The organism is Flavobacterium sp. WC2509, from assembly GCF_052683105.1.
Genome location: NZ_JBQZFG010000001.1, coordinates 1,569,188 through 1,595,168 on the forward strand (window position 1 = coordinate 1,569,188; position 25,981 = coordinate 1,595,168).

At 32.2% G+C, this 25,981-nt stretch carries 20 protein-coding genes and 1 tRNA gene; 11 read left to right on the top strand and 10 right to left on the bottom strand.

What is annotated here, in order from left to right; genetic code table 11:
* A complete protein-coding gene (locus tag ACUN3A_RS06645) occupies positions 1–696 on the bottom strand; it encodes a MotA/TolQ/ExbB proton channel family protein (protein ID WP_445550527.1) in 696 nt (231 codons plus the stop codon).
* Positions 697–824: 128 nt separating this feature from the next.
* Between ACUN3A_RS06645 and ACUN3A_RS06650 the strand changes: the two genes are divergently transcribed.
* From ACUN3A_RS06650 to ACUN3A_RS06660, 3 genes are all read left to right on the top strand, one after another.
* On the top strand, positions 825–2,060 hold the full coding sequence (locus ACUN3A_RS06650) for a bifunctional folylpolyglutamate synthase/dihydrofolate synthase (protein ID WP_445550528.1): 1,236 nt from the start codon (positions 825–827) through the stop codon (positions 2,058–2,060).
* 113 nt (positions 2,061–2,173) lie between these two features.
* Positions 2,174–2,974, top strand: a complete 801-nt coding sequence (locus ACUN3A_RS06655; protein WP_445550529.1) for a hypothetical protein — start codon at positions 2,174–2,176, stop codon at positions 2,972–2,974.
* A gap of 241 nt (positions 2,975–3,215) precedes the next feature.
* Complete coding sequence (locus tag ACUN3A_RS06660; protein ID WP_445550530.1) at positions 3,216–3,806, top strand: hypothetical protein; 591 nt, start codon at positions 3,216–3,218, stop codon at positions 3,804–3,806.
* Positions 3,807–3,868: 62 nt separating this feature from the next.
* Here ACUN3A_RS06660 and ACUN3A_RS06665 read toward each other — a convergent pair whose 3' ends face one another.
* Both ACUN3A_RS06665 and ACUN3A_RS06670 read right to left on the bottom strand, forming a co-directional pair.
* Entirely contained in the window at positions 3,869–6,631 is a 2,763-nt protein-coding gene (locus ACUN3A_RS06665; RefSeq protein ID WP_445550531.1) for a hypothetical protein, read from the bottom strand.
* A gap of 60 nt (positions 6,632–6,691) precedes the next feature.
* Positions 6,692–7,273 (bottom strand): tRNA-(ms[2]io[6]A)-hydroxylase, encoded by a 582-nt coding sequence (locus ACUN3A_RS06670; RefSeq protein ID WP_445550532.1) that lies wholly within the window; start codon positions 7,271–7,273, stop codon positions 6,692–6,694.
* Between the two features lie 110 nt (positions 7,274–7,383).
* Here ACUN3A_RS06670 and ACUN3A_RS06675 point away from each other — a divergent pair, with 110 nt between their 5' ends.
* Positions 7,384–8,634, top strand: coding sequence for a glycosyltransferase (locus ACUN3A_RS06675; protein WP_445552816.1), 1,251 nt, complete (start codon positions 7,384–7,386; stop codon positions 8,632–8,634).
* A gap of 346 nt (positions 8,635–8,980) precedes the next feature.
* Positions 8,981–9,055, top strand: a tRNA-Val gene (locus ACUN3A_RS06680).
* Between the two features lie 88 nt (positions 9,056–9,143).
* On the opposite strand, the gene ACUN3A_RS06685 is transcribed toward ACUN3A_RS06680, so the two are convergent.
* Positions 9,144–9,695: a nucleotidyltransferase family protein gene (locus ACUN3A_RS06685; RefSeq protein WP_445550533.1), complete on the bottom strand. Its 552-nt coding sequence runs from the start codon at positions 9,693–9,695 to the stop codon at positions 9,144–9,146.
* Positions 9,696–10,011: 316 nt separating this feature from the next.
* Here ACUN3A_RS06685 and ACUN3A_RS06690 point away from each other — a divergent pair, with 316 nt between their 5' ends.
* Entirely contained in the window at positions 10,012–10,416 is a 405-nt protein-coding gene (locus tag ACUN3A_RS06690; RefSeq protein WP_445550534.1) for a secretion protein, read from the top strand.
* A gap of 145 nt (positions 10,417–10,561) precedes the next feature.
* Here ACUN3A_RS06690 and ACUN3A_RS06695 read toward each other — a convergent pair whose 3' ends face one another.
* A complete protein-coding gene (locus ACUN3A_RS06695) occupies positions 10,562–11,683 on the bottom strand; it encodes a pectate lyase family protein (RefSeq protein WP_445550535.1) in 1,122 nt (373 codons plus the stop codon).
* A gap of 237 nt (positions 11,684–11,920) precedes the next feature.
* Between ACUN3A_RS06695 and ACUN3A_RS06700 the strand changes: the two genes are divergently transcribed.
* From ACUN3A_RS06700 to ACUN3A_RS06715, 4 genes are all read left to right on the top strand, one after another.
* Entirely contained in the window at positions 11,921–12,496 is a 576-nt protein-coding gene (locus ACUN3A_RS06700; protein ID WP_445550536.1) for a Crp/Fnr family transcriptional regulator, read from the top strand.
* 326 nt (positions 12,497–12,822) lie between these two features.
* Positions 12,823–13,965 (top strand): hypothetical protein, encoded by a 1,143-nt coding sequence (locus tag ACUN3A_RS06705; RefSeq protein ID WP_445550537.1) that lies wholly within the window; start codon positions 12,823–12,825, stop codon positions 13,963–13,965.
* Between the two features lie 64 nt (positions 13,966–14,029).
* The gene (locus tag ACUN3A_RS06710) at positions 14,030–14,605 is read left to right on the top strand and encodes a hypothetical protein (RefSeq protein WP_445550538.1); all 576 of its coding nucleotides are present in this window, start codon (positions 14,030–14,032) and stop codon (positions 14,603–14,605) included.
* Between the two features lie 11 nt (positions 14,606–14,616).
* Positions 14,617–15,282, top strand: a complete 666-nt coding sequence (locus ACUN3A_RS06715; RefSeq protein WP_445550539.1) for a fibrobacter succinogenes major paralogous domain-containing protein — start codon at positions 14,617–14,619, stop codon at positions 15,280–15,282.
* Between the two features lie 91 nt (positions 15,283–15,373).
* Here the strand turns inward: ACUN3A_RS06715 and ACUN3A_RS06720 are convergent, their stop codons facing one another.
* From ACUN3A_RS06720 to porU, 5 genes are all read right to left on the bottom strand, one after another.
* Positions 15,374–16,999: a 2-oxo acid dehydrogenase subunit E2 gene (locus tag ACUN3A_RS06720; protein ID WP_445550540.1), complete on the bottom strand. Its 1,626-nt coding sequence runs from the start codon at positions 16,997–16,999 to the stop codon at positions 15,374–15,376.
* A 7-nt stretch (positions 17,000–17,006) separates the two neighbouring features.
* Positions 17,007–18,005, bottom strand: a complete 999-nt coding sequence (gene pdhA / locus ACUN3A_RS06725) for a pyruvate dehydrogenase (acetyl-transferring) E1 component subunit alpha (protein WP_445550541.1) — start codon at positions 18,003–18,005, stop codon at positions 17,007–17,009.
* A 162-nt stretch (positions 18,006–18,167) separates the two neighbouring features.
* Entirely contained in the window at positions 18,168–18,650 is a 483-nt protein-coding gene (cdd, locus tag ACUN3A_RS06730) for a cytidine deaminase (RefSeq protein WP_445550542.1), read from the bottom strand.
* 337 nt (positions 18,651–18,987) lie between these two features.
* Positions 18,988–20,181: a type IX secretion system outer membrane channel protein PorV gene (gene porV, locus ACUN3A_RS06735; RefSeq protein ID WP_445550543.1), complete on the bottom strand. Its 1,194-nt coding sequence runs from the start codon at positions 20,179–20,181 to the stop codon at positions 18,988–18,990.
* A gap of 44 nt (positions 20,182–20,225) precedes the next feature.
* Complete coding sequence (gene porU, locus ACUN3A_RS06740; protein ID WP_445550544.1) at positions 20,226–24,053, bottom strand: type IX secretion system sortase PorU; 3,828 nt, start codon at positions 24,051–24,053, stop codon at positions 20,226–20,228.
* A 212-nt stretch (positions 24,054–24,265) separates the two neighbouring features.
* On the opposite strand from porU, the gene gldJ reads away from it, so the two are divergent.
* The gene (gene gldJ, locus ACUN3A_RS06745) at positions 24,266–25,966 is read left to right on the top strand and encodes a gliding motility lipoprotein GldJ (RefSeq protein ID WP_445550545.1); all 1,701 of its coding nucleotides are present in this window, start codon (positions 24,266–24,268) and stop codon (positions 25,964–25,966) included.
* The last annotated feature ends 15 nt before the right edge of the window (positions 25,967–25,981 follow it).

Sequence of the window (25,981 nt, forward strand, 5' to 3'; positions counted from 1 at the left end):
TTATGCTTTTTGAATAATATTCACGAATTCTAATATTTGCTTTTGCACTTTTAAAGCATAATTATCGATTTTTCCGTTCAGCAAGTGATAGGCGCTGTAGGCAATAATCCCTACAATTAATCCAGAACCACTACTAATCATTTTCTCGTACAAACCTCCTGAGATATTACCAATACTGATATTTTCGGTCACAGAGATACTGTAGAAAATCTTGATTACCCCAGAGATTGTTCCGATAAATCCTAACGTTGGAGCAATACCCGCGATAAGTCCTAATTGTCCCAAATGTTGTTCCATTTGCGCAATTTCTATATCGGCAGCACGATCCATGTTAGATTCAATTTCGGCAATAGGACGACCGATTAACAAAATTCCTTCTTTGATTACATTTCCAGAAGCTGTATTGGTTCTTTCGGTTATGGAACGAGCCAAATCGAAATTCCCGGCAGTCAATTGTTCCTTAACATCACGCATTAAAAGTGGATCTACTTTAGACACTTTATTGATGAATAAATACCTTTCTATAATTATATAAAAAGTGTAAAATAATAAGATTGCGATAGGAATTAAAAAAAATCCTCCTTTTAGAATAAATCCTAAAACGGAGATTTCGGTATTGGGAGCTATTTTTTCGATAACAACATTGGATGCAACATTAGCAATAGTATCAGCTTGTAATTGTATGAAACTAAACATATTTTATTCTGGGTTTATAATCATTAATTGTAAAAAATATTTCAATTTTGCATAAAATAATTCAACTGTAATATTAAACTAAAAAAAGCGAAATTTATTTCAATTTACAACTATTTTATCAAAAAATAATGAACTATCAAGAAACCACAAACTGGATGTTTAATCAACTTCCAATGTATCAATTGCAAGGAGCTTCGGCTTATAAAAAGGACTTGACCAATGTTAATTTATTGGCGGATCATCTTGATAATCCTCATAAAAAGATAAAATGTGTTCATGTTGCAGGTACGAATGGTAAAGGTTCTACCTCACACATGCTTGCTTCGATACTACAAGAAGCCGGGTACAAAGTAGGACTTTATACTTCACCACATTTAAAAGATTTTAGAGAACGAATCAAAATTAATGGAACGGAAATCTCCGAAGATTTTGTTTGTGAATTTGTAGCTCAACATAAATCTTTTTTTGAGGCTAACGATATGAGTTTTTTCGAAATGTCTGTTGGATTGGCCTTTGATTATTTCGCAAAAGAAAAAGTGGATATCGCCATTATCGAAGTAGGTCTTGGCGGAAGATTGGATGCAACTAATATTATCACACCACTGGTTTCTGTAATTACAAATATTGGAATTGATCACGTTCAGTTTTTAGGCAACACTTTGGAGTTAATCGCAGCTGAAAAAGCAGGAATCATAAAACCTAAAATTCCTGTAATTATCGGTGAATATACTCCTGAAACTAAACCTGTATTTTTGGCAAAGGCCACAGCAAATAAAGCAGAAATTTATTTTGCCTCAGAATTAGTTTCAGAAACTTTCCCTTCAGATTTAATAGGCGATTATCAGGAACACAATAAAAAAACAGTTGTACAAACTTTTAAAATTCTAAACGAACAAACCGATTTTAAAGTAAGTCTAGAGAATATAAAATCAGGATTACTACATGTTGTAAAAAATACTGGTTTACTAGGGAGATGGCAACAGCTAGGTGAAAATCCAAAAGTAATTTGCGACACTGCACACAACAAAAATGGTCTTGAAATTGTTTTGAATCAAATACAAAAAGAAACTTTTATAAACCTGCATATTGTGTTAGGAGTTGTTAATGATAAAGAATTGGATGAAGTACTGCCTTTGTTTCCCAAAAACGCTACGTATTACTTTTGCAGGCCAAATATTCCGCGTGGTTTAGATGCTGACCAATTACAAGAAAAAGCTTTTTCTTTTTCATTAAAAGGAAACACATATGACTCTGTAACAGAAGCTTACACAGAATCCAAGAATAATTCTACAAAAGAAGATTTCATTTATATTGGCGGGAGTACCTTTGTAGTAGCTGAATTACCGTTAAATAAGGAAAGCTAAATTATATTCAATTTTCTCTTAAAAATAAATCTATTTTTCGTAATTACTTGATTAGCAATTAACTAACTTTATATGTGTTTTTTGTTAATTAATCATTTAATTTTTAGTTTATTATGAAAAAGAGAGACTTTTTTTCGTTGAGAATGCTAATTTTAACATTCTTAGTAAGCATAATTATTTATGCTCAGGATCCCCCCAAACCTGTATTTATCACAATGACAACCCTACACAGAAATTTCAACACCGATAGTAAGGATTGGAAGGCAACGGAACAAGAGTACTTTGACAAGGTAACCAGCAAAAATCCACTTATATTGGGTTCGGAAATCCTAACACATTATTATACAGACAACAGTTCTGAGGTTATATTAGTGAGTGTTTATAAAACTTGGGAGGACATTGAAAAATCTTATACTACCTCCGAAGACCTCATCAAAAAAGCGTGGCCTGATGAAAAAGCCAGAACCGCTTTTTTTGACAAACAAAATAGCTATTATATGCCTATGCATTCTGATGAAATCTATTCTTCCATTGAGACAATAGGGTCAAAAGAGTTCAAAGCAACTAACAAAGAACCCATGATTGTGTATATCCGAAAATCACAAATGTCGATGAGCGGAAAAGGAAAAGGCATGAAAGAATATAATGAAAAAGTAACATTAAAAGATCCATTCATCAAAGCCTATTATCCATTTCGTCACGCTTGGGGATCTGATAGCAGGGATTTCATGGAAGCCTATTTCTATGACTCTTTTGGGGATGTAGAAAAATCAAATCTAAAACAGGATGAATTAACAAAAACTGCATGGCCTAAAGAAGAAGACAAAAAAACTTTTTTTGATCAATTAAAATTAGGCTTTACTGGTATTCACGGTGATTACATTTATCATAATCTGCCAGGTGTTTCAAAATAAATAAAAGACAGTACAAATTGTATCGGCATTAGCTCATATACAATTTGTACTTTTTTTATATCCTTTTTTAAACACGCAAATAAGTTTTTAAAATCATAAAACAACATCCTTCCGTTTCACACTTTATTTGTGTTTTAATGTTACTAAAATTAGATTTTATTAATCTAAGTTTTATAGTTTGTTAACAAAGAACTAATAGCATTAGTATAGTTTTGATAAACAAATCACAACCTACTACAACATGCAAAAATTCTACGTATTAATGCTATTTCTTAGCATGAATTCTTTTTCTATGCCCGTTTCCGAAAGTTTTATACTTACTAATAATGGATCCAAGATTAACATAAAAACTAATTTTTTTCGAATTGATACTACCGAAAAAATAGTTTTTTATAAACTCCCCAACTCAGATGTTGAAAATAAGATTAAATTTAAAGACTTTGATTATGTTCATATAGGAACAACTAAATTTAAAACATATAAATTAAATAGCTCCAAAGAAATAAACGGCTATTTTGTTCTATCTGAAACAGCTTCAAAAACACTTGTTTTTACAACTATACCAGATGAAAACGAAGAAAGTACTAAAGTTAACTATGTTTTTTATGTATTAGATTTAAACAATAATGTTCTGGACAGCCTTCAATTTGACAATCTTAAAAGCAGTAAATCAATCACTGCACGTGAAGATATTTTTCCTAAAATTAAATTTCATTTTAGAGATTGCCAAGAGTTAATCACACGAATTTCTTCCTATGATACGGCAAAAAATCAAAATCTGGATATTCTAGATTTCTTTGATTCTCCAGTTTACATAGAATGCCAAAAATAAGAAAGCTCCCAAGTGATTGGGAGCTTTCTATTTTATGATAGGGCAATACAAATTGTTATTCTCTAATTATCTTCTGTATCCTTAGTTTCTTCTATATCCTGGCCTTGTTTACCCATTTTTACTTTCGGATTATTATTAGTTCCTGTAACGGTAAGCGGAATTCCAAAAAGCCCAAAAGGAGGCAAACCTAATCTCATTTTGATATTCAATCGCCCATCAAGACTTGAAGTTCCTTCAATTCTTGGTCTAAAACCAGCGAACTTAAATTTAAAACGTTCAATAGTAATGATATTATTTTTTACGGTTGTTTTAATATCTACCTTAGAAAGTTCAGGATTTTTAACTGACTCATAATCTGTAGTTTTACTTACGGCATTAAACATTTTCATCCCTTTCACTTTTACATCTTTTATAGAAAGTGTCCCTCCTCCTAATAACGAAGGATAAACAGGCATCATTTGCTGATTCAGTCTTCCTTTTATTTTATAATTTAATGAAATAATTCCTTGAGCACCTTTGGCAGAACTAGCCATCTCTTTAAACATTTCTACTTCATCGTAAGCTCTTTTGATACTAAAATCAGTCGCTTTAATATCATATTCAAAAACCGCTTTTTGTGGAGTGATTCCTTGGTAAGCTGCATTCATGCTAACATTACAACCTATGAGATTGAATCCAGTATTTTGCATCAGCATTTTGCCATTTTTCATTTTTACAGCTCCTTTTCCATCTTGCAAAATAAGTCCTTGATAATTAATTTTATGTGCCGTAGCATAAAATTGCAAGTCTAAATTTGATGGAATGATAATCACACCTGTCTCTTGCGTTGCAGGTTTTGGCGTGCTATTTGGATCGACAGTCGCAGGAGTTGCAGAAGCCGTAGTTGTGCTAGACATAAATTCATCAACATTGATGAATTTTGAATTTAAGGTAAAGGAACCTCTTAAAACTCCGTTTTTGGAAGAAACAAAATTGAATACATTTCTCAAATAACCATTCATTTTAAAATCTGACTGCCCATAAGAAGCTAAAAATGTATTGAAAAACATTTTGTCCTGATTGAATTTAAAAATCCCTTCTTTAATCAATAGTGATTTAGGCAAATACTCGGTCGTAACATTTATATTTCGAAGTTCAAGTGTTCCTTTATTTTGCAATTTGCTGTAATCTCCTTTTTGAGCATAACTTTGAATCCCTTTTAATTCCAAATCTGCTTTAATGAAACCATCAACATCTAATCCTTTTTGAGAAAACACATTGTATATTTTAGTGATATTCAAAGTTCCTTTTGCTTTGATATCATAATTCAAATCATCAAAATTTTTCAAATCTGCTTCTACCAAGAATGGCTTTCCTTCGAATGTAAAGCTCGCAGGTTTCAGTACTACAGACAAACCATCATAAGTCCCTTTTTGATTGTTTATAGTACTAACAACATTAATATCTGTGATTGGATTTGGATAATATTGTGTTTTTATAAATCCATTTTTCAAATCTAACGTTCCATTTGCATTTGGAAAAAGTCTATTTTTTTGATCAAATTTCCCTTTCGCTTTCAAATCAGAAACAAGCATCCCTTTTAATTCTATATTTGGAATTCCAAGTGCGCGATTTAATTTCTCCAAATCAATTTGAGAATTCAAAGCCATATCAATATCAGGAGTTGTCATTCCGTTCATTTTCAATTTAGCCTTAAGATAATTTTTATCAATATTCAAAGACAGATTTCTAGCATCCAGAATTAAAAGTTCAGGATTCAAATTTGGTACTTTGGTAGCGATATCCATATTCAAATTAGAAACCGGAAAAGCACTTTTTTTATAATTCACAAAGCCATCCTTAACTTTAAAATCTAAATTTAAATCAGGACCCAAATTTTGAGAAGCTATATATTTTCCTTTTAACGTAAACAACAAATCAACATTTCCTTTTAATTCAGTGTCTTTTAACCACGTAATGTATTTTGGAGGAAAAGCAGTGAAGAGATCATTCAGATTACTTTTGTTCGATTTAATAGTAAAATCAATATTATAACCATCTTTCAGAAAATCAAATTTCCCTTTAAAGTCAACCAAAAGCTTATTAATAGACAAATCATTTTGCTCAAAAACAAAAGACAATGAATTGGTATTTATTTTGGTAATCAAATCCCCATCCACTTTTTTGTTCATCAGATAAGGCTCATTCGCATAAATGATATTGAGATTTTCAATTTTTGCTTTAGAATGCAATTCAAATATTGCCTTACTCAAATCTCCATTTCCTAAATAATTGAATCCCGTCGCATCTACATGTACATTCGTAGATTGATCATCATAAACCAATTTACTATTATCAATATTAATTTCTTCTAATTTCAATCCAGTCTCGCTTTCATCCTCTTTTGAAGCCGTTTCTTTTTCGGCTTTGTACACATTATAATTAGCCTCGCCCTTTTTATTGACTTTAATATTTATCAATGAATTGGAAAGGAAAATCTGGTCTACTTTTATACTTTCACCAAAAAAAAGACTGCTTAAATTAATTCCAAAAGCAACCTCATCGGCACTAATTAGTTTTTCATTTTGAAAAGGTGCAGATCCATTTAGATTGAACTTCGTTAAAGTCAAAGTCAACGAAGGAAAGCGAGTAAAAAAAGAAACTTCAGCATCCGAATAATTTAGTTCTCCGCTTAATTTTTTATTAGCTGTTTTTTTCACCTCTTCTTTTATTTTATCCGAAAAAACAAAAGGTGTAATAAACATCAAGGCCAATAAAACAATAAAAGTAATACCTGTATATTTAAAAATTTTAAAAGCAATTGCTTTATAATTGGTTGTTGACATGTTTTTTATATGCTGAATTAAAAATTGAAAATGAATAATAAATTGATTTTATAAAACTTCTTAACCGTGTACTGTTTCACTTTTACCATAATTGGTAATGATAGAAGTTTCGAATTCAATCCATTCTTGCCAACGTTTATCAACATCAAAATTGTCTGTATATTTTCGAGCAAATCCTAGAAAAGTAGTATAATGTCCCGCTTCTGAAATCATAAGATCTCTATAAAACTTAGCTAATTCAGGGTCTTTTATATTTTCAGATAATACTTTAAATCGTTCGCAACTTCTTGCTTCGATCATTGCCGAAAATAATAACCGATCTACTAAAGCATCTTTTCGGCTACCGTCTTTTTTCATGAATTTAAAAAGTTCATTAACATAATGGTCTTTACGTTCTCTCCCTAATGTTAATCCCCTACTCTTTACTAAATTGTGAACCAATTGCAAATGGTCTAACTCTTCCTTAGCAATAACAAGTAATTCAGTCACTAATTCCTCTAACTCTGAGTTATAAGTAATCAGACTTATTGCATTTGAAGCTGCTTTTTGTTCACACCAAGCATGATCTGTCAATATTTCTTCAATATTCGACTCTACTATATTTACCCAACGTGGGTCTGTAACTAACTTTAATCCAAGCATAATACATAATTTTATGTGCTGCAAAATTAGTCTTTTCCTGTGTATTTTCCACTTAAATGATACTTTAACCAGCCAAATTGCATTATTTTGCACTATTATCTTTTATTATGATGCAACAAATTCAAAAGCTTTTAATCATTGGCTTTGTATGGCCAGAACCCAATTCCTCAGCAGCAGGTGGTCGTATGTTGCAATTGATTACCGAGTTTCAAGAACAAGGTTTCAGTATCACATTTGCCAGTCCAGCAATGGATAGTGATTTTATGGTTGACTTGACTTCTCTGAATGTGGATAAAAAGTCGATTACTTTGAACTGCTCCAGTTTTGATGTTTTTGTTAAAGAGTTAAATCCATCAATCGTTTTATTTGATCGGTTTATGATTGAAGAGCAATTTGGCTGGCGAGTTGCTGAGAATTGCCCCAATGCTTTACGAATATTAGACACAGAAGATTTGCATTGTTTACGATTGGCAAGACAAAAAGCATTCAAATCCCAAAATGAATTTTCGATTCTTGATACTTTAAAAGAAGAAGTTGCCAAAAGAGAAATTGCCAGTATTTTGAGATGTGATTTATCGCTAATGATTTCTGAATTTGAAATAGAATTACTAAAAACCACTTTTAAAATAGACGAAAAATTACTGTATTATTTGCCATTTTTATTAGATACAATTTCCGAAGACACCTTTAAAAGCCTACCCTCTTTCGAAGAAAGAAACAGTTTTATTTTCATAGGCAACTTTCTACATGAACCCAATTGGAATGCCGTTCAATATCTGAAAGAAATAATTTGGCCCTTACTAAGAAAACAATTGCCCGAAGCTGAACTTCATATTTACGGTGCTTATCCATCACAAAAAGTAACACAATTGCACCAACCAAAAGAAGGTTTTTATATCAAAGGCCGAGCGACTGATGCCAATGAGGTAGTAAAAAATGCTAGAATTGTTTTGGCTCCTTTGCGTTTTGGAGCAGGCATTAAAGGAAAACTTATTGAAGCTATGCAATGCGGAACGCCTAGCATTACTACTACGATTGGTGCCGAATCCATGCAGGGAAATCTACCTTGGAATGGATATGTAACTGATGATGTACCAGAATTTATAAAATCTGCAAAAGAGTTATACGAAGACAAAGAACTTTGGACAACAGCACAACAAAATGGAATTACGATTATCAATCAACGGTATTCTAAAAAATTGTTTGAAATTGATTTTGCATCCAAAATTGAATTTTTACAATCCAATTTAGAGCAACATCGTTTAAATAATTTCTTGGGAGCTTTGTTACAGCATCATACTTTGAGCAGCACAAAATATATGTCACGCTGGATTGAAGCCAAAAACAGTAAAAAAGATTAATCCTTATAGCGCAATAGCCCACGGATTATACAGATCAAACGGATTTGCACGGATTTTTTACCGTCTACTAAATAATATGAAAAAATATCCTGTGAGATTCTGTGAAAATTGTAGACTATTTAGCGACTTTTATCGACTTAGAATCTTAGCAACTTAGTCTCTTCGTATCTACTTTCCGAATTAAAACCATTTTTTTTGCAAATTTTTTATTTTTTAAAACACTAAATATTAAGCCAATGACAATTTTACTAAAATAAAAAGTAAAATTTCTTTAAAAATGTTTTGCATAAGCGAAAAACTAGCCTATATTTGCACTCGCAATAACGCAAGACATTGCAACCCGAAAGGGCGATTAGCTCAGCTGGTTCAGAGCACCTCGTTTACACCGAGGGGGTCGGGGGTTCGAACCCCTCATCGCCCACAAAACTTCTCAAGAAATTGGGAAGTTTTTTTTTGCTTTATATTGAAATGTTTTGATCTTAGAAAACTGCAATTTTTCGAAAGTTCAATCAAGAGTTATTATTATAAAATTTTAAATTTCCCCATTGCTTCCCCCACTGTTTTTCATTTATTCTCTTTTGAAAAACAATTAAATCAAAATTAGGAGTAGACCTAACTATTAAGTTAAACAAATCATTTAAACCATGTGGTGCCAAAATTTCTATTTTATCATTTAAATTTAACCTAGCCGCAATTGCTGTAGCTGTTTCGGGCCAATAGGAAATTGCATTCTCAGTATTTCTATATTTCAGGTGGTTATTACGAAAATGCATTCTTGCCTGATTTTTAACAGACCACTTAATCTTTGAGTTTATTTCAGTAAGTTTTTGTTCAATCTCTTTTTCCAACTTTTCTGAAATATTAGTTTCATCAAAAAAGACAACGTCTATATCATTAAATTTTATTGTTTTTTTCTCATGTAAAGTATCCCAAACTTTATTTCTTATAAATCCAGCCCCAACCCAACAATCATTTAATTCTAAATTTTTAACAATAGTAAGAATTTCAATAATTAGCTCATCTTTTGTCAATATATAAATTAATTCATTTCTATATTCCATTACTCAATACAATTTCTGATAGTTTTATTAATTATTAAATTCTCCAATTATCATTTAATATAATGATTATAGACTTGACGAAGATAGAAAATTCAAGGCCCAAACACGCCCTCTTCTTTCATCTTTTATTCATAGTCTCACAAATTCCAACTATGCTGAATTGACCTAATTATACTCTATATTATCCAAACAATCAATATATCGTTTTCGTAAAGTTAAAATAACACCTACATCAGACAACACTGCTGTGCTTTTAAAGAAATTACGAAAGTAAATTAGCTGTAGAAAATAAGTACTAATTTAAAATGAGAGCATTATGAAAACGATATTAAAAATTAGCTTAGCCGTATTGTTAGCTATGAGTAGTTTGAACACATACGCAGATAACGGTGATTTTTTGCTTAATGTAAAAAATAGAGAAGGCAAAAAAATTATTATTTTGGTAAATGGAATTCAAAAAGCCAATGTAACAATTTACGATAAGTCACATAATTTAATTTATAGCGAAACTTTAACTGGAAAAGATGGCCTAGAAAGAGCCTACAATCTTGAGGAATTTGCTGATGGTGTTTATCTTTTAGAAGTTGAAACTGATTTAAAAAAAGTGACACACGAAATCGTAGTTACCAATGAGATTTCAACTTTATCTAGAAAATCAATTGCCGAAGTTTACAAAGGTGATTTAAAAGTAAAAAATCAAAATATAGCTACTACTAATTAATAGTTTTATTTAAATATACAAAAACAGCTCTTTTGAAGCTGTTTTTTTTTTAGCCAAAAACTTTATTTAAGTTTATATTTTCATGTATTCGTATAAAAAAGCCGCCAATTAAGGCAGCTTTGATATAATCTAAACTTAAAAACGATTAAAATGAACCACAAGTATTACCTGCAAACGTAGCTCCTGCACCACCAGAAACATCAGCTTTAACCGCTGACGCAGCAAGAGTCACAATTGTATAAGGAGGCGTAAAAGCAGTATTACTTCCTGCTGTATTTCCAGTAACATTAGTAAAAACATTTCCAACAGCTGTAACCGCCGTGTAACCTGTCATTAAATCAATAGGTTGCTTAACATTTTCGAACACATTGTTTTCAACTCGAATGTTCGCTTCAAAACCAGCAGCAATACATTTATTACTAACAGAACTGTTAAAATAACTGTTTATAACGTGTATTTTTCCAAAACGAACTCTTGGCATTCTTTCTCTACAACCACTAGCCCACCAACAACGGGCGAATGTAATTCTTAATTTACCACGATCAGCAGTTGCATCATCACTAGAACCAATTAAATTTGAATATCTATGATCGTCTGAACCTCCTGAACCCCCAGCTTTTGGAGCTTTAAGATAGGTGAATTTCGTATAAGAAACAGTAATATAATCAGACATGTTTTTTACGTCAAAATTACCATCAACACCGTCTCTAAATTCGCAATGATCTACCCATACGTTTTGGCAATTGTCCAAAGTAGCATTATCCCAACCATCCGTATCATAAGCACCTGGTCCTTCGAAAATTAAATTTCTAATAATGATATTAGTACATCTTTTAATGTAAATGATACCTGAATTTGCTTTCGTTTGATCTGTAGAAACAATTTTGGCGCCACTAGCCCCATATATTGTTTTTCCAGATTGATCCTGAAAAGCCAATCTTCCTGTAGAAGTTGCTGGTATTGTAATTGTACCCGAAACTTTAATCACTTTTACGGCACTGTTTTCAATAGCTGATTTTAATTGCGCATAAGTCGTTACTACAGTTTCAGTAGAACTTCCTCCCCCAGTTGTTCCTCCATTTTGTGATGCCCATCCTGGAACTTCAGAACAATTCCCAACTTTTGCAGTTGAACCTTTTTGAATTGTCACTTCTTCATTATTAGCAATAGCAGTTTGATCTTTTTCGGTCGTGTTAAGATCTTCATTTGTGCAACTTGCAAAACTGAAAAAGACAGCAAGTAAAAGCACTGATAATTTAGATTTCATAATATTTTTTTTATGGTTAGTGTTAGTTATAACACTGCAAATCTGTAAAAAGTTTGCCGTAAAAAGATTGAACAAGTTCAACTTTTTGTAAAAAAAATTATGCTTTTAATTTTTTATTAACAATATTTTTATGAGTATTGTAATTTTTTCATATTTTTGCGCAATCGATTACATTTTCATACTAAAATGTATTACAAATACTTAGAAAAATTTAAGCACATATAAAACCCCAATGACATGTACGAATTACTAAGGCAAAATATAGAACGTAAAATTCCGCTCACAAATAATGAATGGGAAACAATACTTGAGAAGACTGAATTCATCAAATTGAAGAAAAATGAGTTTTTACAAATTCAAGATTCAAATAGTAAATACGAGGGTTTTATTTTGAAAGGATCTTTTAAAATTTATATACTAAAAGAAGATGGGACTGAAAGTGTCCTCTATTTTGCATTTGAAAACGACTGGCTATCAGATATTGAAAGTTTTTACCATCAAAAACCAACTAAATACAACATAAAAGCATTAGAAGACAGTGACATATTGGTCATCAATAAAGTGAATAAAACTTTCTTATTTCAGCAAGTTCCAAAATTGATTCAATTTCACACCTTAATGGTCGAACGAACCAATATTGCTATGCAAGAAAGACTTTTAGATGTATTAAACAAAACATCCAAACAGCGATATGCAGATTTCATAAAAAAATACCCTCACAAAAGCCATAAAATCAACAACAAAAACTTATCCTCTTATCTAGGTGTTTCACATGAGTTTTTATCCAAAATTAAAAAAGCATTTATTTTTTAAATAAATGCTTTTTTAATTTTGGATAAAAACTCATTAATGTATTAAATATACTTTTCTTATTTAATTATTAAAAAAACAAGGATTAATCTTTCTTTTTGTTTCGCTCATATCAACTGAATTTACTGAGTTTAACAACAAAATAATCTTCAATTAACACTCAAAAGCCAAAGTGTTATTTTTATTAAAATTCATCATTTTTTTAGCATTTTATTTAAATTTTTAATTTAAATATTATTAATTTTTTAAGCAATCAGGATTGAGCAGGACAGTTACTTACTTATATATCAATAAATTGCATACCTAATTAACAACCAAAAAAGATAATAATGAAAAAAAAAGAAAAAATGTTTAAGAAGCTTTTTATCGCTTCTGTATTATTTGTCGGTCTTAATTTTTTTACAAACTGCGAAAGTGAAAATGTAGAAACTGGAGCAGAAACTAGTATGAAAACCGAGACTGAAACAGCTGTCACAAAAGAAGCTGAAAAAAATTCAACCTCAAAAGGAGGTACTCTTTCTGGAACGGTTACAGGTTCTACAGGAGCTTATGTAGCCAAAGTAAATGGTGTTACAAAATATTCAGGTTCTGATTATGTTGCAGCTATTCAGGCAGCCATTAATGGTCTTACTTCAGGCAGAGATGTAAAAGAATGGGTTACTATTAGCGCTTCTGGCGCTTCTGGTTCATCAGGTGGAGCTTTAAAATATGTAAATATGGCTAGCTATACTGGTTTGGATTTTACAAACAATACTTTCAACGCTAATAGTGGTGATGCATTAATCATTCCTATTTGGGCTGATAGAAAAACTAATGTTGAAGTGAAAAATTTAAAAGTAACAGGAAAACCTCGCTATGGTATTTGGTTTAAAGGTTGCACAGTGATGAATATTAGCAACATTACTATGAATATTGGCATACCGCAAACGGATCTTGGATTAGGTATCAGAGTTGATAATAGCACTGCAGCAACTAGCAATTTAACTATCAGTGGTACAATCAATATAACTGGTGGAGACAATTCTATAGAAACTTATGGCGTAGATGGATTTACTATTGGTAATGTTACTTCTAGTAATAATGCTGCTTGTGGAGTATTATTGAATCAGTCTAAAAACGGAACTGTAGGTACCGTTACCGGAACAAATAATAGTACTACAGGTTCTGTTACTGGTTACGCAACTTTCCGTTGCGCCAATAGCAATGGACCAAATGTGGTTTGTAGTAAAGTGTATTCTCGCGGTAGTGGCCGTGGTTTTTTTAGTGTTACAGGCAGCAACGGGTGTACTGTTAATACAGTAGATATTGCCAATACTGCTATTCAGGGTATATTATTGCAAGATGCTTCTAATACAAAAGTGTTAGCTGGAACAGTAAGCAATGGAAATCCTAATGTACAACACCAAAACGCAACTAATTGCAGCACTAAAGTAAATGGTCAAACCTATACTGCAGTAAACGGTATTTGGTAATAGTTTCTAATTTTAAAAAGAAAAGCGGTGTATTTTTACATCGCTTTTTTTGCAAAACACTTTTATGATGAATAGTTTAATAAGTAGATTATTGTTTTTTTTATTTCTTTCATTATTTTTTAACGGATGCAGCAAATCATCAAAAGAATCGGTTGGCGAATTCAAAAGAAATGTCACTACAGAAAGCCATACTTTTACTATTCCTAAAGAGATTAAAGATAGTTTGTTACAACACTTTTCAGAAGCCGAAATAATAAACAAAGAAGCATATTCTAATTTGTTTTGGGATTTTTATGACAGAACTGTAACTCCAAATGAATGTTTTACAGACATTAATAACGATCAAATTATGGATTATGCATTGCTGGTAAAAGAGAAAAACAATCTAAAAGTGATAATTGCTTTTTCTACAAAAAAAGGGTATTCTTATTGGATTTCACCATTTTCAATTGAAAAAATCAACACCAAAGGAGTCAATTTTTGCGTAACCATAAAACCTGCAGGCCGAACAGATGTTGTAAAAAAGAAACCTGAATCTCTAGTATTAAAGAATAATGGATTTCTTTTAAAAAATCTAGAACAAGACTATTTAACGCTTTATGAAGCTGACAATAAAATAATGATATTTAAAATGCTCTAATATAATTTACAATGATAAATTCTAAATTGATTTGTATTTACATCTTTATATCTCTTCTTATTTCTTCCTGTAATAGCACAGATACTGTAGAAGATTTAGACGGGAACATATACCACACAACAAGAATTGGCAACCAAACTTGGATGGTAGAAAATCTTAAAACAACTCGGTTTAATAACGGTGATTTGATCGCAAATATAAAAAGCAATACTAATTGGGAGCAATCCCAACAAGCTGCTTATAGTGTATACAATAACGATAGCTCACTTATAAAAGATTATGGCTTTTTATACAATTACTTCTGTCTGAAAGACAGCAGAAGTATCGCACCCAAAGGCTGGAGAATCCCAACTGAAGAAGATTTAAAAGAGTTAGAATTATTTATAAATTCTAACAGTCAAACAGGTATCTTTTTAAAAGAAAAAGGTAATACACATTGGCTTCCCTCAAATACAACTGGAAATAATGCAACTGGTTTTAACGCACTTCCTGGCGGATTTAGAGATAACGAAGGAGGTTTTTATATGCTAAAAGCAAACGGATATTATTGGACTGACAATGGAAGTTTTGAATTGTATCATTGGAGCGCAAGAATGTTTCAAGCCTTTGCAGATGTGAGAAGAGATGAAGTTTTTAAACAATATGGTTTTGCAATAAAGTGCATAAAAGAAGAATAATTCAAGAACTGTTTATTATAGCTCTAAAACTAAAAAATCCCGTTCTGAATTTACTCAAAACGGGATTTCTATTATAAAAACTAACTAGTTATTAAGCTAGCATAGTTACTGGATTCTCAATGTATTGTTTTAATGTTTGTAAAAACTGAGCACCTGTTGCTCCGTCAATTGTACGGTGATCACAAGCTAATGAAAGCATCATTGTATTTCCAACTACAATCTGTCCATTCTTAACAACCGGTTTCTCAACAATAGCTCCTACTGATAAGATAGCAGAATTTGGTTGATTGATGATAGAGTTAAATTCAGTAATACCAAACATTCCAAGGTTAGAAACAGTGAAAGTACTTCCTTCCATTTCTTGTGGACCAAGTTTTTTGTTTTTTGCTCTACCAGCAAGATCTCTAACACTAGCGCCAATTTGAGAAAGGCTCATTGCATCTGTGAATCTTAAAACTGGAACCACTAATCCATCTTCAACTGCAACTGCAACACCAATATTTACATGGTGATTGATGATGATAGCATCTTCTTTCCATTGCGAATTGATTTTTGGGTGTTTTTTCAATGCTAATGCACAAGCTTTGATTACCATATCATTGAAAGACACTTTAGTATCTGGCACTGAATTAATAATAGCTCTTGATTGCATTGCATCATCCATTGTTACTTCAATTACAAGGTTGTAATGAGGTGCTGTAAACAATGATTCAGCCAAACGTTTCGCAATGATTTTACGCATTTGCGAATTTTTTATTTCTTCTGTAAAAACTTCTCCTGCAGGTACAAAAACTTTTGGAGCTTCTGCTTTTGCAGTCTCTGAAGTTTTTGATGCACTTGCACTAGGAGCAGTAGCTACTGGTGTAAAGTTTTCGATGTCGCTTTTCACGATACGTCCGTTTTCTCCAGATCCTTTTACTTGAGCTAATTGAATTCCTTTGTCGCTAGCTATTTTTTTAGCTAATGGAGAAGCTAAAATTCTTCTTCCGTCGTTAACAGCTTCTGCTACTGGTGCAGCAGTTTCTACAACAGAAGCTTTTCCTTCTTCTTTTACTTCTACTGGAGCGGCCCCACCAACTTTATAGTTTTCTGCGATTCCACTGATATCAGTCCCCGCAGGCCCAATTATAGCCAAAAGACTATCTACTGGTGCAGTATTTCCTTCTTGAATTCCAATGAATAACAAAGTTCCTTCGTTGAAAGATTCGAATTCCATTGTTGCTTTATCAGTTTCGATTTCAGCAAGAATATCACCTTCAGCAACTGAGTCACCTACTTTTTTCAACCAAGAAGCAACTGTTCCTTCAGTCATAGTATCACTCAAACGAGGCATTGTTACAACAATAACTCCTTTTGGTAACGCTGTCGCTGGGGCTGCTGCAGGAGCTTCCGCTGTTTTTACCTCAACTGGTGATGGCGTTGAATCGGCTGCTACTGGTGCAGCTGCTCCTCCAGCTATCAAAGCTGAAACATCTTCTCCTTCTTTACCAATAATTGCTAATAAAGAATCTACAGGAGCTGTTTCGCCTTCTGGGATTCCAATATATAAAAGAGTTCCTTCGTTGAAGGATTCAAATTCCATTGTTGCTTTGTCGGTTTCAATTTCAGCTAAGATATCACCTTCGCTTATTTTGTCTCCTACTTTTTTAAGCCAAGCTGCTACCGTTCCTTCTGTCATAGTATCGCTCAAGCGAGGCATTGTTACAATTGTTGCCATAATTGATTTATAGTTTATGAGGTATGAATGGATAGTTTTCTTGTTCGTATACTACGTCGTATAATTGTTGAATTTCCGGGTAAGGAGATTCTTCTGCGAATTTAACACATTCTTCAACAAGATCTTTTACTCTTTGATCAATCACTTCAATTTCGTCTTGAGTAGCAAATTTTTGATCTAAAATCACATCTAAAACTTGAGTGATTGGATCTATTTTTTTGTATTCCTCAACCTCATCTTTAGAACGATACAATTGAGCATCAGACATAGAGTGTCCTCTGTAACGGTATGTCTTCATTTCAAGAAATGTTGGACCATCACCGCGTCTTGCTCTATCAATTGCTTCAGTCATTGCTTCAGCAACTTTTACAGGATTCATTCCATCAACTGGTCCACAAGGCATTTCGTATCCTAAACCTAGTTTCCAAATATCAGTATGATTAGCAGTTCTTTCAACAGAAGTTCCCATTGCATATCCATTATTTTCTACAATGAAAACTACAGGAAGCTTCCACAACATAGCCATATTGAAAGCTTCGTGCAATGAACCTTGACGTGCAGCTCCATCTCCAAAGTAAGTCATAGTAACTCCACCAGTTCCGTTGTATTTGTCTCCAAATGCCAAACCAGCTCCCAATGGGATTTGACCACCTACAATTCCATGTCCTCCATAAAAACGGTGTTCTTTAGAGAAAATATGCATCGATCCACCCATTCCTTTAGATGTCCCTGTTGCTTTTCCTAAAAGTTCAGCCATAACTCGTCTTGGATCTACACCCATACCAATTGGTTGAACGTGATTTCTGTAAGCAGTAATCATTTTATCTTTTGTCAAGTCCATAGCATGTAAAGCTCCTGCTAAAACAGCCTCTTGACCATTATATAAGTGTAGAAAACCTCTAACTTTTTGCTGAATGTATAATGCTGCAAGTTTGTCTTCAAACTTTCTCCAAAGCAGCATGTCTTCATACCACTTTAAATAAACTTCTTTTGTAACTTCTTTCATCTGAAATAATTCTTTTGCTTAAGTGTTATTGTTTTATCAATCATGACCTAGTAACGCAAAATAGTTTCCTCACCACAAATTTGCGCCCCAGAGGGGTCGGGATGCAAAAATAAGACATTCCTGCTAAGAACTAAAATTTAAAAGCTAATTTTTAGTTCTTTTTTAAAGTAATTTGTTATCAAACATAAAAGGAAGCAGATTTCTCAAGGATTCTGATTGATGAATTTCTCCTGTTTCTCCCATATAATATATTTTTATGGGGGTGTTCTGACGAATTTCATATTCAGCAATTGATTGCCTACAAGCCCCACATGGAGGCACAGGAATTGTTGTAGCATTATCGTCCGAAGCTGCAGTAATGGCTATTTTTAATACAACAGCATCAGGATATACTGCTCCAGCATAGAATATCGCAACTCTTTCCGCACAAAGACCAGAAGGATATGCTGCATTTTCCTGATTGGAACCAACCACTATTTCTCCATTGTCTAACAAAATAGCCACTCCAACTCTAAATTTAGAATAAGGAGCGTAAGCATTTTTTCTTACTTCAATAGCTTTTCGCATTAAGCTTTGTTCTATTTGAGGTAATTCTTGAATAGATTCAAATACATTAATTTTTGAAGTAATTGTTATTTCTTTCATTTGAATACTATCTTTAATGATTTACATTAATCTAAGTTTATTATTAATTTTTGAAGCAGCAACAAAAGGCTTTTTTGGAAACAAAAAACCTATTCTTCATTAAATCTTTGTTTTTTTTGTTTTTCTAAAGACAAAAGAATCATTTTAACCAAAACTAAAGACAAGGACATTACTTGTTTATTGCCACTATTAGTTCCTACAAAATACATTTTTGTAAATTAAAACAGAGCTTTAAGATTCCTTTTTTCCGAAATAAGCTGTAGTCTATAAAAAACAAAAAATCCAAACTTCATTATTTTGAAATTGGATTTTTTATTTGATGAATTAAAATTTTATACTAATAGTTTTCATACTTGTCTCCAAAATTGAAAGACAAAGAGAAACGTAATGTATTCTCTAGTGGATTTTGCACTTTAGATGCTGAGAACAAATAAGAAACATCTACTTTAATAGAAGTGTATTTGAAACCCGCCCCAAGAGAGAAATATTCCCTTGCTCCTTTATTTGGATTTTCATAAAAGTATCCTGCACGAAATGAAAAAGCATCCTGATATACATATTCTGACCCTAATGAATAAGTCACCTCTTTTAATTCCTCGCTAAATCCTCCGGGAGCATCTGTAAATGATTGAAACATTCCAGAAAACCAACCTATATTTTTGTAATCTTCATTAGATATATCGTAATCAGTTTTATCAACTATTCCGTCATTATTCATGTCTTTACCTTCATAAATACCTTTACTAGTATTGTACACTTGTGGAGTTGGCACTAATAATTTACTTAGTTCCAAATTAACAGCTATTTTATTGTATTCATCTAAAATAAAATCAAAACCACCCCCTATTTTCATATTAGCAGGAAGAAAACTTCTATTTATTTGATCATTATCATAACTCATTTTGGGTCCCATATTTTGTATATTGAATCCGCCTCTCCATCTTCCATTAAAATCGCTATATGCAATTTCATCAGATTGAAAAAAACCAGCTACATCTACAGCAAAACTGCTTGCTGAGGAAGCATCATTATTATCAGAAGGAACCTTTAGATTAGAATTTATAAAGCGCCCAGCTACTGCCATAGCAAATTTGTCACTTAACTTTAAAGAATAAGACAAGTCTAATGCAAACTCATTAGGCGAAACAACTAGCACGTCACTGTCATAATCAGTTCTTAAATCAATATCACCTAATCCAAAATAACGAAAACTAGCACCAAAAGCACTTCTTTCATTATATTTATTGTAATAGTTTAATTGAGCTAATGAAATATCATTTACTAATTGAGTCAAATATGGAGTATAACTCACTGAAAAACCTTGTTGATCATCAGCAAAAGCATATTTTGAAGGATTCCATTGTTGTGAAAAATTATCTGGAGTTGAAGCAACCCCATTATCCGCCATACCTGCTGATCTAGCATCTGCAGCTACTAAGAGAAAAGGAACAGCTGTCGTTATGTTGTTCTCTTGGGCATGAACAGAATTAAATGCGTATAAAAATGTAACTATTAAAAATGCTCTTTTCATTGTGTTAAATAAAAAAATTAATTAGGGGTAAATATACTATATTATTAAAGAATTACAAGTTTTTCAATCTTTTCTACTTTTTTATTAGACAAGGTAGCTTTTACAGTGAGCTTATAAACATACACTCCTTTTCCAATCCTGTTCCCAAAATCATCTCGCGTATCCCATGTTATATCTCGTGATAAAAATCCTGGATTTGATATAGTCTGATTTTTTGTCCAGACTACTTTACCAGTAATTGTCAACACTTGAACCTGTACTTCTAACGGTTCATTTGGCTTATTATGGGTAAACCAAAATTGCGTATAATTAACGCATGGATTAGGATAATTTAAAACGTTTGTCAATGTCAATGTCTCATTTCCAACTACTAAAAATTGTATTTCTGTCGTTGTTGCATTATTATAAACGTCCCAAACAGTAAATGCAATAGTATGAATACCAACTTTTAAATCTCTAAAGGGAAATTGCAAATTACCCTTGGTATAACTATCTAGTTCCGTTTGATAATAATCATTCAACACAACAGGATTAGTTATGTCCCCATCTAAAACAGCAATTATATCATGACCAATTCCTCCCGCAGTATTTATTCCACTTTCATCTTCCATGTAAGCAATAAAAATAGGCGACTCATTGGTTATACCTCCAGAAACAAAAGTTTCATCATTCATATATAACTTAACTTTTGGACTATTATTGTCTGCAACAGCATTTTCATTAATCCCTCCTACCTTTATTGACGTATCATACCCTGCTACATCCTCTAATACTTGATTTTTTTGCGCATAAAAACTTAATTTTCCATTATCTAAAGGAATACGAATATCTTTAGGCACAATAAAGTTACATTCAAATTGACCATTCGCTACGGATACATTTCCTCTAAAAATAGCCTCTCCCAAAGCCTTAAAAGTCATGGCAGGACTATAACCATCATTATTTAAAGTGCTTTTTGTTACCGTTTTATCAAATAAAATCGCAGCTAAAACACCGTTATAATTAGTAATTGGAGTATTATTTTCATCTGTTATTTCTCCAGATATTTTCATTTTTCCTAGTGATTTAAAATCAGGAATAGGTTGACTAATTGGGACATCATTTACTTTAGTAAGTATTATTTTTGGCTTTGGAATAGCCAAAAATAGCGCAGGATCTCCTAAGTAAAGAACTACGTTTGTTGATGAATTTGGATTTTCATTTTTGGATATTCTTAAAGCTTCTGCTATTGAAACATATTGATTTGAACCATAAGCTAAAAGATGTTTTGCAAAAACAGCATTAAAATTTTCAGCACTAAATTGTCCAATTGATCGAATAGTAGAAATTAGAGAGACAGCACCTCCTTTTGGATTCCAATAAATATATTCTCCAGCCGTAGGCCTTGTAGGATTGTCAAAACGCGAAAAATCGCAGGTTATAGTAATAAATAATGGATATTTATATTGATTATTTAAACTTTGACTATCCGATTTATTCCAAAGTCGTTCGCTAGCCAAACCATCTTCACCACCGTGTCCCAAATAATTAAAAACCAATGCTCCTTTGCCAAATTCGTTTAAAAATTCAGTTTTGGCTTTTGGATATCTTTGACCTCCCGCAGATGATTCTTGTACGTAAGAATCTAAAAATATTTTTGACACATTCAAAAATGGTTTTTGAACCCCAATTTCATCTGCTAGAATATTTTGATTTGACTGTAAAGAATTATCACTAAGCTTATCCGAATCATCAGATAAGGCTACATAATTATTTCTCCAAGATCCATACGCTTTTTTGTCATGATACTCGAGAACTTTAGTAACCATCTCATCAGCCTGAGTCGTCGTACTAACAAGCATTCGGCCAACTGCAATATCAATACCTCCATAATAATTGGTAATATTTCCTTCGGAAATATCCATTAACCCATAAAAATCATCTGAGGCGAAAGAAGCTTCTCCAGGAGTGTTACTCGTTAAAGATTCATAAATAGGTACAATATTATTATTATTTGTTATTCTGTTTTTATAATCGAAAGAGGCATCACCAAAAAGATTTACATATTTTATTTTTTTATCAGAAGAGGATGCATTGTCGTAAATGTATTTAATACAATTTCGAATCGCTGCTATATCTTGTTTTCCAGAAGCAAATTCTTGATAAATTGATTCTAGCGTAAGAACTTTTACATTTAAATTAGAATTTACCCGATGAAAAGCGGCTAATTTTTCCGCTTGAGTCTTTAAAAATTCTGGTGAAATAATAACATAATCAATGTCTTGAAACTGCCCTTGAGCATTTTTAAACACTGTTCCTTTGATGTTTGTATTGGTTATTTTTGACTTACTCTCCTTCAAAGGAACATAATAATCATTTAAATCAATAGCAATATATTTTTGAAGTTCTCCAAGATTTGCTTTAAATGAAAATGCAGTACTTTTATTGTTTTCTGCTTTTGTCACATTATAAATATCGGTAATATTCCAAACTTGTGAAATAGCAGAGGCATTTGTAAAGTTATATGATACTACCCCAAGACTAGAATCTGCTAAATCGTATTGAAAATGAAACTGTTTTCCAAATCCTTGCAATTTACTTTTTGCTTTTAATTGGATAAAGTCCAAAAAACCTTTAGATCCTGGAACACCATTATTATTATAGATCAACTTTATTTTTATGCTTGAAGTTCCTGTGAATGTAGCATCTGTTAGCGCACCGTTGAAATACTGTGTTTCTGAACTTGTAGTCAAAGCCGCAAAAGAAACTGCACCAAGATCAATACCATTGCCAGTAACTTTAAACGAAGTCGGAGTATACGCACCTGATGCTAAAAAAACGTTCAAATTAACAGGAACTGAAGTATCGATATTAGGAAAATCGAATGCAAATTCCTGAGTATTATTAATTTCGAATGATTCTCCAACCCATTGGCGGCCAACTTGTGCAATATTTGTTTGATCTACTTCATGAAATTGATAATCATCATACGATGACAATGCTGTAGTACTTGGAGCAGTTGGTTGCGACATATCCGAAATTCTTTTTCCATCACCACCTTGCACTGTTATATAATAATAAGACTTTGTATCATACAAATTAAGATTGGTTTGACTTTCCTCATTCCAATTTGAAGTTCCTTGACCATAAAACAAAATATAATCTTCAGAATTAAAAACACCATCACTTTCACCTTGAATTTGAATACTATTTTCAGTTAAATCTGCAGGATAAAAATCGTTATTTGATAGAGGTAGCATCTTACCACCGTTTCCATAGAGTTTAATTCTTTTTGGATTCACTCCATTTAAATCTATTCCTAGCTGTTGTAGAAAATCTTTTGAAATTTTATAAACTCCAGATTTTTCAATATAAAAACGATACCAATCCCCTGACGCTAAAACTGAATTACTAATGCTTGTTTTGCTTTTCATTGAAGAAATTTTCCTAGTTGAACCAACATCTATGCTGTAGGAAAATGATTTTATTCTTTTGTAACCTGAATTATCTTTAATTATTGGAGATATTTTTAAAAAATTCTGAATGATATTTCTAGATTTTGTACTGTAAATAGTAGCTTTAATTTCTGTCGGAATCGTTGCAGGGTTTAAGTTTTCAATAAAAGACGCTATTACCGGCTCATACACAACATTATTAATCTGAAGGCTATTTGCATTCAAATCAGCATTACTATTTAGATTTAAACTGTAATAAAGTGCTTGATTAAAACCGTCATAAAAATAACTATCTCCTTTAAAAACTGGCGCTTTGGATTTGACACCAATAGAGGTTGTAGTATTGTTTTCTATCCAATCAATACTAACATCACCTTTAACTTGAGTAAAAGCTATAATAGGAAAGAATAGAACAAAATAAAAGATTAAATTTCTCATGGGCAAATATTACAAATTGAAGTCTAAATAATTGCTAAAATAAATAAAAAATATTAAAGTCTTTTTTCTTGTTTTCTGTAATAAAAAATATATTTTTGCGTTTATAAAGCATCTAAAAAGTGTTAAACAAATTAAGTTGAAAATGATTTTGTGATTTAATTTTAATTATTACATTGCACTACCTAAATTTTAATTATTACCTACCAGAAACTATGAAAGTAAATAAGACTATAGCCCTAAATATAACGCTATCGCTTGCGTTAATATTAGGTTTAGCTAGTTGTAGCAAAAAATCTAAATCCGATAGTGCCTCAAGGGGTACAGGCTGGAATGTAAGTAGTTCCAAAGGAGGTTTTACTAAAGGAGCAGCTGGAAAACAGCAAGAAACTGGCCCAGGATTAGTATTTATAGAAGGTGGAACTTTCACAAAAGGACTAGTTCAAGACGATGTAATGCATGATTGGAATAACATTCCAAACGAACAACATGTAATGTCTTTCTATATGGACGAAACAGAAGTTACAAACTTAATGTACCTTGAATACCTTGAATGGTTGAAAAAGGTTTACCCTCCTACAGAAGAAAATTACAAAAATATTTATGAAGGCGCATCTCCTGATACACTTGTTTGGAGAAACAGATTAGGTTATAATGAAACTATGACCAACAATTATCTAAGACATCCTGCTTATGCTAACTATCCTGTTGTTGGGGTAAATTGGGTTCAAGCTGTTGAATTCAGCAAATGGAGAACAGATCGTGTAAACGAAGCTGTTTTAGAGAAAAATCATTATCTAAAGAAAGATGCTAAGACATTAGATGTTTCTGCAGAAAGCAATTTTAATACCGAAACATACTTAGCCGCTCCAACAATGACTTATGGAGGTAATGAAGAAATTCTTTTGAAAGGAAGAGCAACTTCTAAAAGAGCTCCAAAACCAGACAAAAACGGTAATGTAACCGAAGAAAAAAATGTATACGCACAAAGATCTTCAGGGATTATATTGCCAGAATACAGACTTCCAACAGAATCGGAGTGGGAATACGCTGCTGCAGCTGATGTAGGACAAAGAGAATATAATATCTATAAAGGACAAAAAAAATATCCTTGGTCTGGAAGTTATACTCGTTCAGGAAAAAGATCTAATAAAGGTTTCCAATTAGCTAACTTCAAACAAGGTAATGGAGATTACGGCGGAATCGCAGGTTGGTCTGACGATGGTGCTGATATCACTAACCAAGTTAAAAGTTACCCAGCGAATGACTTTGGATTATATGACATGGCAGGTAACGTAGCTGAATGGGTTGCTGATGTTTACAGACCAATTGTAGATGTTGAAACTAATGATTTTAATTATTTCAGAGGAAATGTTTATACTAAAAACAAAATAGGTAAAGACGGAAAAATTGAAATTATCACTAATAAAAATGTAGTTTATGACACATTAAGCAATGGTAAATTAGTTCCTAAATACATGCCTGGTGAAATTGCTCAAGTTCCTGTTGATGAAAATGAAACATATTTGAGACAAAATTTCAGTACTAGTAACAATATCAATTACAGAGATGGAGACAAACAATCTAGTAAATTCTACAAGTTTGGAGCATCAGATGCAGATAACGGAAAAGTAACTGACAAAGAAAATATGTATAATTCACCCAAACAAAATGTCAAAATTGACAGTTTAGGGAATATGGAAAGAAAATACGATAAATCAAACAAAAGAACTACTTTAATAAACGATGCAGTTCGTGTATACAAAGGAGGGTCTTGGAGAGATAGAGCATATTGGCTAGATCCTGCACAAAGAAGATTCTTCCCGCAAGATATGGCGACAGATTACATCGGATTCAGATGTGCTATGTCAAGAGTAGGTTCTAAATCAAACACAAAAAAAACACCTAGAAATTAATTTTTTTAGATAAAC